The organism is Psychroserpens sp., from assembly GCF_047633235.1.
GTDB lineage: Bacteria > Bacteroidota > Bacteroidia > Flavobacteriales > Flavobacteriaceae > Psychroserpens.
Genome location: NZ_JBLIET010000021.1, coordinates 1 through 13,184, shown reverse-complemented (window position 1 = coordinate 13,184; position 13,184 = coordinate 1). Strand labels below are relative to the sequence as shown.

General features: G+C 32.4%; 13 protein-coding genes. 6 read left to right on the top strand and 7 right to left on the bottom strand.

Features of this window, described 5'->3' with window-relative positions; all coding sequences use genetic code 11:
* Positions 1-5: 5 nt before the first annotated feature.
* From ACJAZK_RS08445 to rlmB, 3 genes are all read left to right on the top strand, one after another.
* A complete protein-coding gene (locus tag ACJAZK_RS08445; RefSeq protein ID WP_415223558.1) occupies positions 6-869 on the top strand; it encodes a hypothetical protein in 864 nt (287 codons plus the stop codon).
* Between the two features lie 13 nt (positions 870-882).
* On the top strand, positions 883-1,926 hold the full coding sequence (locus tag ACJAZK_RS08440) for a hypothetical protein (RefSeq protein WP_415223557.1): 1,044 nt from the start codon (positions 883-885) through the stop codon (positions 1,924-1,926).
* Positions 1,927-2,141: 215 nt separating this feature from the next.
* Positions 2,142-2,876 (top strand): 23S rRNA (guanosine(2251)-2'-O)-methyltransferase RlmB, encoded by a 735-nt coding sequence (gene rlmB / locus ACJAZK_RS08435; RefSeq protein WP_415223556.1) that lies wholly within the window; start codon positions 2,142-2,144, stop codon positions 2,874-2,876.
* On the opposite strand, the gene ACJAZK_RS08430 is transcribed toward rlmB, so the two are convergent.
* Positions 2,873-3,619: a rhomboid family intramembrane serine protease gene (locus tag ACJAZK_RS08430; RefSeq protein WP_415223555.1), complete on the bottom strand. Its 747-nt coding sequence runs from the start codon at positions 3,617-3,619 to the stop codon at positions 2,873-2,875. The genes rlmB and ACJAZK_RS08430 overlap by 4 nt on opposite strands.
* Positions 3,620-3,700: 81 nt before the next feature.
* On the opposite strand from ACJAZK_RS08430, the gene ACJAZK_RS08425 reads away from it, so the two are divergent.
* Positions 3,701-4,981: a replication-associated recombination protein A gene (locus ACJAZK_RS08425; RefSeq protein ID WP_415223554.1), complete on the top strand. Its 1,281-nt coding sequence runs from the start codon at positions 3,701-3,703 to the stop codon at positions 4,979-4,981.
* On the opposite strand, the gene ACJAZK_RS08420 is transcribed toward ACJAZK_RS08425, so the two are convergent.
* From ACJAZK_RS08420 to ACJAZK_RS08395, 6 genes are all read right to left on the bottom strand, one after another.
* Complete coding sequence (locus ACJAZK_RS08420; protein WP_415223553.1) at positions 4,978-5,694, bottom strand: hypothetical protein; 717 nt, start codon at positions 5,692-5,694, stop codon at positions 4,978-4,980. The genes ACJAZK_RS08425 and ACJAZK_RS08420 overlap by 4 nt on opposite strands.
* A 282-nt stretch (positions 5,695-5,976) precedes the next feature.
* A complete protein-coding gene (locus ACJAZK_RS08415) occupies positions 5,977-6,666 on the bottom strand; it encodes a YjjG family noncanonical pyrimidine nucleotidase (RefSeq protein WP_415223552.1) in 690 nt (229 codons plus the stop codon).
* 51 nt (positions 6,667-6,717) lie between these two features.
* A complete protein-coding gene (locus tag ACJAZK_RS08410) occupies positions 6,718-8,025 on the bottom strand; it encodes a polysaccharide deacetylase family protein (RefSeq protein ID WP_415223551.1) in 1,308 nt (435 codons plus the stop codon).
* 22 nt (positions 8,026-8,047) lie between these two features.
* Complete coding sequence (gene radC, locus ACJAZK_RS08405; protein ID WP_415223550.1) at positions 8,048-8,746, bottom strand: RadC family protein; 699 nt, start codon at positions 8,744-8,746, stop codon at positions 8,048-8,050.
* A gap of 154 nt (positions 8,747-8,900) precedes the next feature.
* A complete protein-coding gene (locus ACJAZK_RS08400) occupies positions 8,901-10,649 on the bottom strand; it encodes an ATP-binding protein (RefSeq protein WP_415223549.1) in 1,749 nt (582 codons plus the stop codon).
* Complete coding sequence (locus tag ACJAZK_RS08395) at positions 10,643-11,824, bottom strand: FIST signal transduction protein (RefSeq protein WP_415223548.1); 1,182 nt, start codon at positions 11,822-11,824, stop codon at positions 10,643-10,645. Before ACJAZK_RS08395 ends, ACJAZK_RS08400 begins: the two co-directional genes overlap by 7 nt.
* A gap of 188 nt (positions 11,825-12,012) precedes the next feature.
* On the opposite strand from ACJAZK_RS08395, the gene ACJAZK_RS08390 reads away from it, so the two are divergent.
* Complete coding sequence (locus ACJAZK_RS08390) at positions 12,013-12,603, top strand: FMN-binding negative transcriptional regulator (protein ID WP_415223547.1); 591 nt, start codon at positions 12,013-12,015, stop codon at positions 12,601-12,603.
* Positions 12,604-12,617: 14 nt separating this feature from the next.
* Positions 12,618-13,184 (top strand): MFS transporter (locus tag ACJAZK_RS08385; RefSeq protein ID WP_415223600.1); only part of this gene is annotated, 567 nt, incomplete at its 3' end.

Genomic DNA, 13,184 nt, shown 5'->3' with positions numbered 1-13,184 from the left:
AAATTATGAAAAAAATTAAATTTATTTTATTTACAATTATAGGCGCCGGATTTATGGTGTCTTGTAATATAGACGATAATCCTCAGCAATTAGAAGCTGACCTATCGAACACACCCTTTGTTGTAGGTTTTGATAATGCTGAAGCGTCTCCCGCTTTTCTTACAGATGGAGCGGTAAACATGTATAGCGAAAATATAGTTTTATTTGGAGGGGAAGACTTCTCTAGCAATCCTAGTATTACAGTGAATTTTGAAGTCGATCAGACTTCTACAGCTGTCCTTGGAATAGATTATGATTTTGTTGACAATTCTCAATCCATAACCATTCCTGAAAATAGAGAATTTGGGACGCTTAATATCAATTTTTATTCTGATAATATCGATCTAGATAACCCAAAAACTCTTGTTTTAAAAATCACTTCAGCAGATAACAATGCAACAGTGGGCAGTCAATTTGAAACATTAGCTATAACGATTAATGGGATATGTTTTTCTGATATTGGAGGCCTGTATAATGTGACAACAACTTTTGGTTATCACGATTTCTTACCAGACTCTAATCCGCTTACGATAGATATTGAAATCGAAGCCTTGGGAGACGGTTTATACAGAGTATTTGATATGTCTAGCGGCTTATACAGTTCTGGTCTTTATGCTGATGCTTATGGTACTGGACCTACTAGTTTTGATGTTATATTTTCAGAAAACTGTGGAGATATCTCTTGGCAAGGTCAAACCGATGGTTATGGCGCAGTCATACCTTTAGAAGGAGGCGTTAATGCTGTTGATTCAGATACAGGTGTTGTTACCATATCATGGTTTTGCGAAGCTTATGGCGAGAATGGAGTATCAGTTTACACACCACTTTAATATATAAATAAATATGAAAAATATAAATAAAAAAATAAGTTGCTCTTTAATTCTAATTTTCCTCCTAAGTATCATTACATTTTCATGTGAAGATGATGACTCAATTGCAAGACGCGGGAAGCCAGAGTTAGCAGTGATTAGTAACTCTGTTACAGTAACTGAAGGAGAAACCGCAACTTTTATACTCGATGTAGAATATGCCGTTTCTGAAAAAATAGATATTAGAATTGATATCTTAGATCTCGATGGAAACCCGGTGGTCACAGCAAACCCGACCGATGGAGATGCAACGACTGGAAATGGTTTTTATGATAGAGTTCAATTTGAAGCTATTGAAGTTCCTTATCCTACTTGGTTTGAATCTGGTTATTTTGAATATGGCTATCAAGGAGGATCAGGATATATAGCCTCCTTTCCTGCATTTACTGAAACTATTGAATTGAATATTGAAACCCTTCAGGATTTTATTCAAGACGGAACTCAAACCATAAATTTAAGACTGTCTGCCACGTCATTAATGCAAGCCACAATACAAGAGGATGTTACCCTAACAATTAATGACTTTGTCGGAAATGATTTAGTGACACGATTGAATTGGGCCGGAGACTATCTTGATAGTGCTGCAGATCCTTGTGATATTAATTCTGGATTAGATATGGATTTAGAATTAATTTTTGATGGTGCATATGTACAAACAAGCTATAATGACTGTCCCGAAGAACTAATCATTCTTAGTTCTGATACAGATGGTATTTATACAATTGATGCCAGTTTTTGGACTTCCAATGGTAATACTTCAGTAGATGGCAATAATATTCCAGTATCTATAGATTTCCTGAAAGCTGGAGTGTTTTTAGAATCTGTTGATTTATCATCAATTTTCCCCCTGAATGATGGAGGATTAAGTGATGGAAACGGAAACGCTATTACCTCTTTCTTTGTAGAAAAAACTGGAAACACCTACACTATTACTGATAGCAATAACACTCAAATTGCGCAAGGTCGATTTGCAGATTATAGATTATCAATAAAAGAAAAGAGACTGTTAAAAAACTAATGCTCTAATAATATTAATAGCGAAAAACTATAATTATGAACAGTAAAAATTAAGCTGTAATAAATATATAAGCATTTAAGATTAGCATCTGTTTTTTTTTGCAAACATGCTCTGGATATCGAAGTATTAGTAAAAAGATTATGAAAAAATAAATGTGAAGTATAATATAAAAAAACCATTCTATTTTTAGAATGGTTTTTTTATATCTTTGAGCCATGGAAAAAGAAACGACCATCTTTGGTATAAGAGCAGTAATTGAAGCAATAAAATCTGGTGAAAATATTGATAAAATATTTTTACAGAAAGGTTTGCGAGGAGAACTTTTTACTGAGCTAGAACACTTGTTGAACAAAGAACGACTAAATAGTTCTTATGTGCCTGTAGAAAAATTAAACAGGTTGTCAAAAAAGAATCATCAAGGTGTTATTGCCCAAATAGCTCCCATTACATTTCATGATATTGAAGAATTAGTAACTAGCGTTATAGAATCTGGTAAAGTTCCTTTATTTCTATTATTAGATCAGCTAAGCGATGTTCGTAATTTTGGAGCTATTGTTCGAACAGCAGAATGTACAGGCGTTTCTGGTATTATTATCCAAAAAAAAGGTGGTGCTCCCGTAAATGGTGATGCTATAAAGACGAGTGCAGGCGCGATATTTAAAATTCCTATTTGCAAGGTTGACCACATTAAAGATGCTGTTTTTCATATGCAAGCAAGTGGTATAAAAGTCATTGCGGCCACAGAAAAAACAGATAATACAGTTTATGATATCTCGTTCAAAGAGCCTTGTGCAATCATCATGGGATCTGAAGGTAAAGGTATAAATCCGTCAGTTATAAAAGTATCAGATGAAAGAGCGAAACTTCCTCTAATGGGAGCAATTGAATCTCTTAATGTTTCAGTTGCTTGTGGTGCCTTTTTATATGAAGCTATTAGACAACGTCGTTAATCGTCTTTATTTTCTTTGAAAACATAAGTAATATGTGAGTTAATATCTTCGGAAATTGGCTCCTCCTCTACTTCTGGCTCTTTGATTTCCATAAAGTTACCGTTTTCATCAAAATGCCGTAGAAAAGGGTCATCTTCTTCATTATAGTCTGGTTGCTGCCAAACATAACGCTCAGGCTTTGCGATGGCTTTTCTAAACACTATAGCGAACAATAATCCAGAGAGTAAACCACCAAGATGTCCTTCCCAAGACATACCATCCTTTACAGGAAAAGCGTACCAAATCATACTTCCGTAGAGAAAAATAACAATTAGCGACAAGGCTATCAACCTAAAATGCTTTGCGAAAATTCCTTTAAAAAAGATAAAACTAACGAGTACATAAACTAACCCACTGGCACCAATGTGATTTGCTGGTCTGCCAATGACCCAAGTAAATAAACCAGAAAGTATTATTCCGAAGATAATAACCTTCCAAGAGATTTTTCTGTAGAAATAAAATAGTGCGACCGATAAAATAAAAAGAGGAATACTATTATGATACAAATGCTCTATATCTGCGTGAATGAAGGGACTTGTAAAGATACCAAGCAGTCCTTCCAGCTGCTGAGGATAAACACCTAAGCGTTTTATAGATGGAAAAAATCGCACTTGCATCCAGAAGACCATCCAAATTGATAGTACAAAAAACAGAGGGTACGCTATAACTCCTGTTGAATATTTAAATTGTTGTTGATTACTCATATTATAATCTATTTAGCAAAATGCTCTCCATTTATCAAAACTATGAAATATTGTCACATTCATTTTTTGTAATTTTACATTATGAACGAACCTTTAGCAGAACGATTACGACCGCAATCACTTGATGATTATTTAAGTCAGTCTCATTTAGTGGGTAAAACTGGCGTTTTGACACAACAATTAAACCAAGGTGTTATTGCCTCTATGATTTTTTGGGGACCTCCAGGAACAGGGAAAACAACATTAGCTAATATTGTCGCTAATGAATCTAAACGTCCTTTTTACACGCTGAGTGCTATAAATAGCGGTGTAAAAGATATTAGAGAAGTTATAGATAAGGCAAAGCAAAGTGGTGGTTTATTTACAACTAAAAACCCTATTCTATTTATTGACGAAATTCATAGGTTTAGTAAGTCTCAACAAGATTCATTATTACAAGCAGTAGAAAAAGGTTGGGTGACATTGATTGGGGCAACCACAGAAAACCCAAGTTTTGAAGTCATACCTGCACTTCTATCTCGCTGTCAGGTTTATGTTTTAAAATCGTTTTCAAAAGCCGACTTAGAAGCCCTTTTAAATCGTGCACTAAAAGAAGACGTGATACTCAAAGAGCGCAACATAACACTACAAGAAACAGAGGCTTTAATTAGACTTTCTGGAGGAGATGCCAGAAAATTACTAAACTTGTTTGAGCTTATTGTAACATCATTTGATCAAAATGAAAACCTTATAATTACCAATGACCTTATCTCACAACGCGTTCAAAATAATATTGTACGATATGACAAATCTGGAGAACAACACTATGATATTGTTTCTGCATTTATAAAATCTATAAGAGGCAGTGATCCTAATGCAGCAGTTTACTGGCTCGCACGAATGATAGAAGGTGGTGAAGACGTTAAGTTTATTGCACGTCGCTTATTAATTCTAGCTAGTGAAGATATTGGTAACGCCAACCCAACAGCTTTAGTTATTGCTAATAATGCCTTTCAAGCAGTTTCTGTTATTGGGTATCCAGAATCTAGAATTATTCTAAGTCAATGTGCTACTTATTTAGCAACTTCACCTAAAAGCAATGCTGCTTATGAGGCCATAGGTAAAGCACAAAAGTTGGTTAAAGACACAGGGGATTTATCTGTACCTCTATCTGTTAGAAATGCACCAACCAAGCTCATGAAAGAATTAGGACATGGAGATAATTATCAATATGCTCATGATTATAACAACAATTTTGTGGCGCATGAATTTTTACCAGAGGACATAAAGAACACCAAATTGTATAGTCCAGGAAATAATGCTAGAGAAAACGCTCAACGCGAGTTTTTAAAACTACGCTGGAAAGACAAATATGATTACTAAAATTTGAGATTTATTACGCTTAATTCTAAATTTCCTTCAGTATACAGAGCATAAACCCACGAGCCCTCTTTATTATATACAATAGCATCTTTACCCTTTACGATATAGATATTAGGAGTACCCGTATTTAATAAAACCATAACTTTTTTAGGTTGCGTATCTACAATTTGAAATCCGTTATCTATGGGTTGAGCATAAAGAATCTCAGGTTTTGATGCTGATGGAATTTCAGGTATTACAGTTTTATTAACAACCTGCTTTACCTCTTCTCTCAGGTTCTTAACTGTCGTTGACACAACAGGTTCTTTTACTTCGGAAATCGGCTGTACTTTATCATTCTTGGCCTTTAATCGTTCAACCTCTTTTTTAAGTTTTTCTATTTGTTTTACTTCAGAAGCATACGTATTGTTTCTTTCAGAAACTATAATATCTTCGTTTGCAATATAGTTGTAATCCAAAAATTGGAAGGTCGTAAAAGCATCTCTTATGGCTATTTGATAAGACTTTTTATATTCTTTTACTTTAGTCTCTCCTATATCAGAACTCATAACAATATTCCCATTACAATCTATTAAATCAATTTGCAATTTAGTAATCAAAAACCCTTTCATTTTCTTAATATCAGATTTCAAACCTAAACATCTATTTTCACTTAAATCCTGTGGCAAATCATCGTCATCAAAAAAAGCGGTATACCCATATTTATTAAACAAAAATTTAGTTAACGAGCTTGTTTGATATTGATCTTGTGAGTTCAAAAAATCAAACTGCTTTGGTACAATTATGTACTTATAAGAATTTAGAGAAACCTGCGCAGCAAGTTGCGTTTGAAAGGTAATAAAGCATATAAGAATATAAAGCAATCTAGTCATCTGAATAAAATTAGGTTCATCACGAATTGTAAAGATACACTTTGCGATTTAGAAATATTTTGTAATTCCAACTAAATATTTCCAGTAGAATACAAATAAAAACACCAATATATAATGAGGTGCTTATAGGTACTTTTTTAAATCAACAAGTTGAGTCACTTGTTTAATATGAGGCTCTGCATTATAATTATGATAATTAAATAAAATCACATCCAACCCAACACCGATAGCACCTAAAATATCAGCTTCATAATTATCACCAATCATAATACTGTGGACTGGATTAGCTTTAGAAACTTCTAAGGCATGATTAAAGATAATTGGATTAGGCTTTTTCACTCCTGCAGATTCAGAGTTTGTGATGGTTTTAAAATATTTCGAAATATTAGAATTATTCATTTTTCGCTGTTGTGCCTCTTCAAAACCGTTAGTAATAATATGCAAATCATACGCTTTCTGGAGATAATCCAAAACATCTAAAGCACCGTCAAAAAGATGATTAAAAGTAGTCAAATATGTAATATAATCCTCTGATAATTGATTTACAATATCATCAGAGACTCTAAAACCGATGGCATCAAAAGAGTCTTTTAAACGCTTATATCTTAAATTCTCTTTATCTATTTTCTCTTCTCTATAGAGTTTCCAATAATTTAAATTTATAGGCTCATAAGCCTTTAAAAAATCATTAGTATTGAGATTTAAAGAGTGAACTTGAAATATTTTTTCAAATGTCAATGCTGAGTTTTTATCAAAATCCCAAAGGGTATGATCTAGATCAAAAAATATATGTTTAATTCCGTTTAATTTCATTTGTAAATTGTTTGATGTATTTGAATGGTATGGAACAATATTTAAAAATTATTATGATGGTGATTCGTCTACAGAATCCAATATTTGAGTAAATAATTGCTTAAACCCTGCCCATCTGCCATCAGGTCCAAATGAATAATTGTGAAAAACGGGTGTAAACGTTCCATCGACTTTTTTAACTGTATTAATTAGATCTTGTAGCTCTTCTTTTTTATCCAATTGCGATTGATATTTCAACAATGTGTAATCTAGACAATGAAACGAATTGACAAGCAATGGCGATTGCGTTTCATAGTCTAAGTCATAAAACAAAAACGGTGTGCAGGTCCCTGCTCTAAATCCAAAATGATCTAGATAACCCATCGTAAAATCCTTCTTTACTTCAAGCGCTATCAAATTGCGATACGATACTGGCAAATTTATTTTAGAGAAGGAATTTCTTGTAGCTTCTAATTCGTAGTTCGTAATAGATTCTATTTTTTTCTTCTCTTTTTTGAGAATTGTAATATCATTTAGTGAAAAATAAGAAGCCTTTAACCCAATTTTACTATAGTCTGCAACTGACTTAATAAGCGATATAAACTTCTTTTTATTAATATTTATATTTTTATCATACGTAGAATAATCACCAATTAAGAAGAACACTATAAACTTGAATTTATATTGTTTTTGTTTATTTATTATCCATTTAAACGTATCATATGGATCTCGTTTAAATCCAAATAAGACTAAAATTCGTTGATATAAACTTCGCAATTTAAATCGAAACAAATCTGTTAAACAACCTCCTACAGTTCGTAATAAGCCCTTTTGTTTAAAGTAATAAGCTACAGGCACATCTATAACTGGTTGTACGTTATATTTTCTCTTCGGAAACGTGAAATCTTTAAACTTTTGTTCTAAGAGGTCTCTTAGGCTATAAGCCCAAATATCAACAACTGGTTGTTTTAAAAAATTCTCTTTATAAGCTAAACTTTCTGTTGCCGTAAATCGTCCATACGCGTCTTTTACATGCGGTAGATATTCCTCATAACGACTCAACAAATAAAAGGATGCTGCAAAAATATCAAAAGGCAATGCGCTCTTTTCTCCTGTAGGGAAAAAACATTTTGTATCATTCCAGTTTTGCACATTAATATCTATATCTGATAAACCTTGCTCAAAAAGCAACTCGTGATTCCTAATAAAAACCTCATTACTTAGTGGCTGTCGTGTATACGACATTTTCATACTGTCATGTGCAATAAAATCTTCTATTGTAGTCGTAAAAGAAACAGGTATACCAAGAACTCTAGTACACAAATGCTTAAAGGCATAGCGAACTCTAGGTGTGATTTTATGTGTATAAACGAGTAGCAAGTTAGTTTAAATATAGCTTAGGTTATAATATGTTTTCATCTGCAAAACTAAAATATGCTTTTTCAGTTACAATAAGGTGATCTAAGACTTTAATATCTAAACTTTGCGCAGCTTCTTTTAATTTTTGAGTTAAATTTTTATCTGCTTCACTCGGTTTCAAAGTTCCTGAAGGATGATTATGTGCCAATATTAAACCTACTGCACCAACTTCTAGAGCTGTCTTAAGAACTAACCTAACATCGACCAAAGTCCCAGTTATACCACCTTTACTAAGTTGATGTTTTTGGAGTACTTTGTTAGAATTATTGAGATAAACAATCCAAAATTCCTCATGTGGCAACTCTCCAATTATAGGTTGCATAAACTCAAAAACAGAGGCGCTAGATGTAATTTTCATTTGTTGAAGTGCTTCTTCTCCTCGTCGTCGTCTACCAAGTTCCATCGCAGCAGCAATTGAAATTGCTTTTGCCTCTCCAATACCTTTAAAGGTCATGAGTTGCTTTAAAGATTGTTTTCCAAGAGCATTAAGATTATTGTCAACACTTGCTAATATGCGCTTACTTAAGGCTACAGCACTTTCTTCTCTGTTACCAGAGCCCAAAAGTATAGCAACTAATTCTGCATCACTTAAGCTGGCTTTACCTTTATCTCTAAGTTTCTCTCTAGGTTGATCACCTTGAGACCAATTTTTTATCGAAAAAGATGATGGTTTTTCGTCCATGTAGTAAATCTACATAATTTTCAAAAAGAATAAGAATTGTTATCTAGATAACTTTACGTATCATCTTATTGTGTATTTTAGTAGACAGCACATATAGAGCTGGCATCTCATAACAAGTTACATGACCTTTTTACAAATACTATTTAGAAGTAAATTAAGTAACCTTTACAATATTAGGTTTATTACTATATTTTTTTAGTAACTCGTATAGTACTCTTGGATTAAAAGGTTTGCCCATAAATCCATCCATTTTATGAAGTTTTGTTTTTTCTTTAATATCTGTTTGTGCAAAAGCGGTTAGGGCGATTATTGGTAGATTTGCTTTTGTTTCATCTTCTAGACTTCTAATAATTTCTGCTGTTTGATATCCATTTAATTCAGGCATTTGTAAATCCATTAATACAAGATTAAAGTCTACTTCTGAATTTTGGATATACTCGAGTGCCTCTTTACCATTAAATGCTATTTTATAATTTACTTTCCATTTTTCAAGAAATCGTTCCATAATAAGCACGTTCATCTTATTGTCCTCAGCAACCAAAACATTCATGTTTAACGGCTCATAATCTGTTTGAATTTTAACCATTTCTGGTTCGTAAAGATTTAATCTATTAGTGACTTTATAGGTAATTTGAAAAGAGAAATTGGAGCCTTTATCTTCTTCACTCTCCACGTTTAAATCACTGCCTTGCAAATTCAATAATTTTTTGGTGATTGATAATCCCAACCCAGTACCTCCATATTTTACCGATGTTTCAGAATTAGCTTGCATGAAGCTTTCAAAAATACTACCCTGTCTTTCTTGTGGTATTCCAATCCCAGTATCTATGACCTTAAATTGGAGATTTATTTTATTATGACTTATCCCTAAATTTTTAATCTTAATGATGATGCTTCCTGTTGCTGTAAATTTTAAAGCGTTGCTCAATAAATTATTTATTATTTGAGTAAGTTTTAGTTTATCACCAATAATATTGTTAGGTAGTTGATTTTCATTAATAATATCAAATTCTATACCTTTTTGTTGGGTTCTTAATACAAAATGGGATTTAATATTTTCTAAAAAATTATTAAGACTAAACACTTTTTCATTCACCTTCATTTTACCAGACTTAATCTTATCAAAATCTAATAAATCATTAATCAAACCTAATAAATGCTCTCCAGAATATTTTAATGCTTTTAGATTTATAACCTGTTCTGGCAAATGATCTTCCATTAACAAAATATTTGTTAAACCGGTAACTGCATTTAGAGGTGTTCTAATTTCATGAGACATGGTAGATAAAAATTCGTCCTTAGATTTACTTGCTTTGTGCAATTCTATTTCTGTAGATTTTAAATTAGTTATATCTACCATAATACCAGTAAAACCTTTGGATAAACCATCATGACCTTTTATAAGTTTACACTTCAATTCAAACCACATTAATTTTCCTTCTTTTTCTTTATGAAAAATAAATTCAATATACTTGTTGTCTTTAGAAAACAACGCACTAAACTCTTTATTACCCTCTATGCTTATTCCTTTTAGAAAATCTTTAAAAGATTTACCAATCGAATTTTCTATTGTAAATCCTGAATATTCTTCCCAAGCAGTATTTAAAAAAGTGAAGTTTCCATTAAGATCAGTTTCAAAAATAACACCTTTAACATTATCAATTAGATTCTCTAATTTAGTTTTAGAAACGTCTCTTTCATTTCTTAATTTTTGATTAGCTACAAATAATTCTTTAGAACTTTCCTCAAGAATATTTTCAACATGCTTTACATCCTTATCAAAACTATTATAGGCATCATTAACCGAGTTTAAAAAAATGGCAAAATCTGGATTAGCCAAGAGATTTAAGTTAGCTTTTCGAAGCTGTCTTTTTAATAATCGATGATATTCATTATTTAACATTCCGAAAGTGTTGTTATAGTCATGGTTTGATTGTGTAATTCACAAGGTGAAAACTCACCAAATGGTGCAATTTCTCCATAAGAATAAAATCCTGTTATTTTTGGCTTATTACCCAAAATGCCTCTTACAACTTCAACTTCTTCCTCAACCAATTGTTTTAAAACCAGTCTTCGACCAACACAACTTATAAGTATTGCCAATTCACATGATTCATTGACATGTTGTTTAGCAGAAATAGCAGAGTCTTCAGCACCATCAATTAATCGATCTATGTTTGCTTTCATTAATCGGACATACGATTTTTGAGGTATATTACCCGCAAAAGTCAAACTTTGATCTTCTTCATTAACTGCCAATATCGTTCTTACTAAAGGAGTTTCATTTTCACTGTTTCTCATGCTCAACGGAAACAAGAGACCTGAACTTGGAAGATTTTGAGCTTCGTCCCCTAAAAATGATTTATAAATTTCTAAAGCTGGCAAACCATCTAACTCAAACAATACATTTTTATGAGATTTAGTAACCAACCTTTCAATCCCGAAACTATTCCATCCTCCCCTAGAGCTAAAACCTACTTTTAAATCTTCTCCATAAAACCCAAGACCAATGATGGTCTTGTCACACATTTCATTATTTTCAATTATATATGTTTTATCAAAGGCAGATCCATCGGCTGCCAACCCACCAGTAATACTTACATTAGGTAGTTTTGATTTTAAACCAGAAACTAAGTCTGCTCCATTAACATTTAATCCGTCGCTGAGAACAATTACATGCTTTAAGTCTGTACTGTAAAGTTGGCTTCCTATTTTTTGACCAGCCTCAAAACTGCGATCCATAGATTTTATTTTAACAGAGACCTTATTTAAATTAGTTTTTTGGAATTGGATGGCGGTTAAGGATATAGTTTTATCCTTGACGGTAACGTCTGATATTTCTCCTGCAGTCGAGCATCCCGTGATTATGGCATTAGGATGACTTTTGACTAAAGAACTTAAAAGTTCTTTAGTCAATTTAAACTCAGGCGATACAAAAAGTAAGAATAAATTAGCATCAATATTAATAGATTCTAAACTCTCGATCCAATTATCTTGAGTAATGGATAGCTGTTGAACTTTCATAAATGAGTTATTAGGGATCGTGAAAATAAGCAATTCATCGCTTAAAATTAACATTTCATCGATATTTTAATGATTTGTTTTGGATTATGAAAATATTTCAAACCTTTTAATCCTTTGATTAGCTAAATAATTATGAATAATATTGATGTATTATTTTGACAACTACCCGAAATCATTATTTCAAAATAATCTCTTTTTAATTACACAATAATTGTAAATTTCAAACACAATTAATATATAAAATGAATTACCCGCCAAAACATCATCAGGATAATGACAAAGCGCATTTATATGAGGTTATTAAGACGTATCCTTTAGCTACACTCATTTCCATAGAAAATAATAAGCCATTGATAACGCATTTACCGCTAATTTTAGAGGGCGAGAAACTCATTGGTCATATTGATATTAATAATCCGCAAGCACAGCTTTTAAAAGATAGTAATGACGTTACCATTCTATTCTCAGGACCAGAATGTTACATATCACCTAGCTTGTTTAGCACCACACAATTACCAACATGGAACTATATTAAATTACACCTCAAAGGACATGTAAAAGCTATAGAAAGTAAAGCTGCTTTAAAACAATCCTTAATCACTATGACTGAGTTTCTTGAAACTCCAGATCATAAATATGTGTTAGAACCAGATAATCCAAGACTAGATCGCAATCTAAATTATATTGAAATGTTTGAGATTGAAATCACCTCTTGGGAAGGTAAATTCAAATTATCACAGGATAAAAAACCTAAGGATACAGAAAGCGCTAGAACAGAATTAATACGCGCTAATCAAAAAAGTATTAAGCAGTTTTTAGATACCCTCTTTTAATGCCCAAACAATTAATATCAAGTAAAAAAGGCATTCTTTTAATTATTGTGATTTCTCAATTTTGTTGTACATCACTCTGGTTTGCTAGCAATGCTGTTATGAGTAACCTTGTAAAAGTATTCGACCTTAACAACGAAGCTATTGGATATTTAACATCATCTGTACAATTTGGTTTTATTGTAGGCACTTTAATATTTGCGATACTTACCATAGCTGACCGATTTTCACCATCCAAGGTGTTTTTTATATCAGCAGTTCTTGGTGCTTTAAGTAATAGCGCTATCATTTGGGATGAAAACACGTTGACTAGCCTCTTAGTATTTAGGTTTTTAACAGGTTTTTTTCTTGCTGGTATTTATCCAGTTGGGATGAAAATCGCTTCAGACTATTACAAAAAAGGTCTCGGTAAGTCCTTAAGCTTTTTGGTAGGCGCTTTGGTGTTAGGTACTGCTTTTCCACATATATTAAAATGTTTTATTGATGTATCATTTTGGAAACCTATTATTATTACAACCTCAACAACTGCGCTATTAGGTGGATTCCTAATCCTTCTATTAGTTCCCGACGGTCCAAATAGAATC

Excerpts from the sequence above, each read along its gene's own strand:
- rlmB (WP_415223556.1), top strand. The coding sequence starts at position 2,142 with ATGGAAAAAGAAACGACCATCTTTGGTATAAGAGCAGTAATTGAAGCA.
- ACJAZK_RS08445 (WP_415223558.1), top strand. The coding sequence starts at position 6 with ATGAAAAAAATTAAATTTATTTTATTTACAATTATAGGCGCCGGATTT.
- ACJAZK_RS08400 (WP_415223549.1), bottom strand. The coding sequence starts at position 10,649 with ATGTTAAATAATGAATATCATCGATTATTAAAAAGACAGCTTCGAAAA.
- ACJAZK_RS08390 (WP_415223547.1), top strand. The coding sequence starts at position 12,013 with ATGAATTACCCGCCAAAACATCATCAGGATAATGACAAAGCGCATTTA.
- radC (WP_415223550.1), bottom strand. The coding sequence starts at position 8,746 with ATGGACGAAAAACCATCATCTTTTTCGATAAAAAATTGGTCTCAAGGT.
- ACJAZK_RS08395 (WP_415223548.1), bottom strand. The coding sequence starts at position 11,824 with ATGTTAATTTTAAGCGATGAATTGCTTATTTTCACGATCCCTAATAAC.
- ACJAZK_RS08425 (WP_415223554.1), top strand. The coding sequence starts at position 3,701 with ATGAACGAACCTTTAGCAGAACGATTACGACCGCAATCACTTGATGAT.
- ACJAZK_RS08415 (WP_415223552.1), bottom strand. The coding sequence starts at position 6,666 with ATGAAATTAAACGGAATTAAACATATATTTTTTGATCTAGATCATACC.
- ACJAZK_RS08440 (WP_415223557.1), top strand. The coding sequence starts at position 883 with ATGAAAAATATAAATAAAAAAATAAGTTGCTCTTTAATTCTAATTTTC.
- ACJAZK_RS08430 (WP_415223555.1), bottom strand. The coding sequence starts at position 3,619 with ATGAGTAATCAACAACAATTTAAATATTCAACAGGAGTTATAGCGTAC.